This window comes from Bradyrhizobium sp. 141, from assembly GCF_023074055.1.
Taxonomy (GTDB): domain Bacteria; phylum Pseudomonadota; class Alphaproteobacteria; order Rhizobiales; family Xanthobacteraceae; genus Bradyrhizobium.
Window position 1 is genome coordinate 1 of record NZ_JADPKR010000033.1, and the last position, 2,500, is coordinate 2,500.

The 2,500-nt window shown below is 55.8% G+C and carries 2 tRNA genes and 1 rRNA gene; all 3 read left to right on the forward strand.

The annotated features are described in order from the left end of the window. The first annotated feature begins 624 nt into the window (after positions 1-624). Positions 625-2,113, forward strand: a 16S ribosomal RNA gene (locus IVA81_RS11230). Between the two features lie 188 nt (positions 2,114-2,301). Further along, positions 2,302-2,378 (forward strand) — tRNA-Ile (locus IVA81_RS11235). 33 nt (positions 2,379-2,411) lie between these two features. After that, positions 2,412-2,487, forward strand: a tRNA-Ala gene (locus tag IVA81_RS11240). The last annotated feature ends 13 nt before the right edge of the window (positions 2,488-2,500 follow it).

Genomic DNA, 2,500 nt, shown 5'->3' on the forward strand with positions numbered 1-2,500 from the left:
GGGGAGGGGCCGGAAGGGGGGCTTAAAGCGCCCTCCGGAGCCCGCCGGCGGGCAAACTTTTTTTCAGATTTTTTGCCGCCCCGTCCCGGCCGCCGCGCTCCCGCCCCCGCTAATAGATTGGAAACGCTCGAATTTTTTCGATGATCCACCGTGCGACGATTTGTTGACAATGGGCGTTGACAATCCCGAGTGCGGGGGCCTATAACCCGACCACTGAGCGCGGCGCCGCCGGGTCACTGACCAAGGCGAGCGAACGCGCCACTGATGCTCCTCACCTTGTTGAGTGACACAACAGTCGACGTAAGTCGATTGGAGTTCATCCATCGTCGGTAAGGGTGTCGGAACCCTTCCTCTCTGGAAGGTTGAGGCCTCCACGGTCTCGGGCTGTTTGACAAGTGAAGATGAAGAAAGAGAAACGTGGACGGCGGAGTCCTTGCGGGTCTCGCTTCTGAAAAGCTTCGGCTTTTCTGATCGAGACCGGACGAAAGACTTCGGCGGTACACGTTTCAAAGGTTACACCATCGTTGCCAGCGATGTGAATCGCAGGCAGCTCGTCGACTTCGGTCGATGAAAAATGGTGGGACCTCGTCAAACGTTGTGATCAGCCGGTTCAAAGTTCAAGTCCAACTTGAGAGTTTGATCCTGGCTCAGAGCGAACGCTGGCGGCAGGCTTAACACATGCAAGTCGAGCGGGCGTAGCAATACGTCAGCGGCAGACGGGTGAGTAACGCGTGGGAACGTACCTTTTGGTTCGGAACAACACAGGGAAACTTGTGCTAATACCGGATAAGCCCTTACGGGGAAAGATTTATCGCCGAAAGATCGGCCCGCGTCTGATTAGCTAGTTGGTGAGGTAATGGCTCACCAAGGCGACGATCAGTAGCTGGTCTGAGAGGATGATCAGCCACATTGGGACTGAGACACGGCCCAAACTCCTACGGGAGGCAGCAGTGGGGAATATTGGACAATGGGGGCAACCCTGATCCAGCCATGCCGCGTGAGTGATGAAGGCCCTAGGGTTGTAAAGCTCTTTTGTGCGGGAAGATAATGACGGTACCGCAAGAATAAGCCCCGGCTAACTTCGTGCCAGCAGCCGCGGTAATACGAAGGGGGCTAGCGTTGCTCGGAATCACTGGGCGTAAAGGGTGCGTAGGCGGGTCTTTAAGTCAGGGGTGAAATCCTGGAGCTCAACTCCAGAACTGCCTTTGATACTGAAGATCTTGAGTTCGGGAGAGGTGAGTGGAACTGCGAGTGTAGAGGTGAAATTCGTAGATATTCGCAAGAACACCAGTGGCGAAGGCGGCTCACTGGCCCGATACTGACGCTGAGGCACGAAAGCGTGGGGAGCAAACAGGATTAGATACCCTGGTAGTCCACGCCGTAAACGATGAATGCCAGCCGTTAGTGGGTTTACTCACTAGTGGCGCAGCTAACGCTTTAAGCATTCCGCCTGGGGAGTACGGTCGCAAGATTAAAACTCAAAGGAATTGACGGGGGCCCGCACAAGCGGTGGAGCATGTGGTTTAATTCGACGCAACGCGCAGAACCTTACCAGCCCTTGACATGTCCAGGACCGGTCGCAGAGATGTGACCTTCTCTTCGGAGCCTGGAACACAGGTGCTGCATGGCTGTCGTCAGCTCGTGTCGTGAGATGTTGGGTTAAGTCCCGCAACGAGCGCAACCCCCGTCCTTAGTTGCTACCATTTAGTTGAGCACTCTAAGGAGACTGCCGGTGATAAGCCGCGAGGAAGGTGGGGATGACGTCAAGTCCTCATGGCCCTTACGGGCTGGGCTACACACGTGCTACAATGGCGGTGACAATGGGATGCTAAGGGGCGACCCTTCGCAAATCTCAAAAAGCCGTCTCAGTTCGGATTGGGCTCTGCAACTCGAGCCCATGAAGTTGGAATCGCTAGTAATCGTGGATCAGCACGCCACGGTGAATACGTTCCCGGGCCTTGTACACACCGCCCGTCACACCATGGGAGTTGGTTTTACCTGAAGACGGTGCGCTAACCCGCAAGGGAGGCAGCCGGCCACGGTAGGGTCAGCGACTGGGGTGAAGTCGTAACAAGGTAGCCGTAGGGGAACCTGCGGCTGGATCACCTCCTTTCTAAGGATGGTTCTTCAGAAGCTTGCTTCTATCGAACCGTTTTAGAAACATCAGTGGCCAACAGATCGCCAGATCGTTGAGCTGCATTGGCGGGATTTCGCCGTCTACGTTTCTCTTTCTTCGCGGACGAACACGCGCTGGGGCTGCAGGCTTGCAGAATCCCCGGTCCTTAACTGGATATGCGTTAGGGGCTTGTAGCTCAGTTGGTTAGAGCGCGCGCTTGATAAGCGTGAGGTCGGAAGTTCAAGTCTTCCCAGGCCCACCACTTTCATCGAGTGAGCATTCGTCTTCTGGTTACGGGGCCATAGCTCAGCTGGGAGAGCGCGTGCTTTGCAAGCATGAGGTCGTCGGTTCGATCCCGTCTGGCTCCACCAGATGGTTTGATCA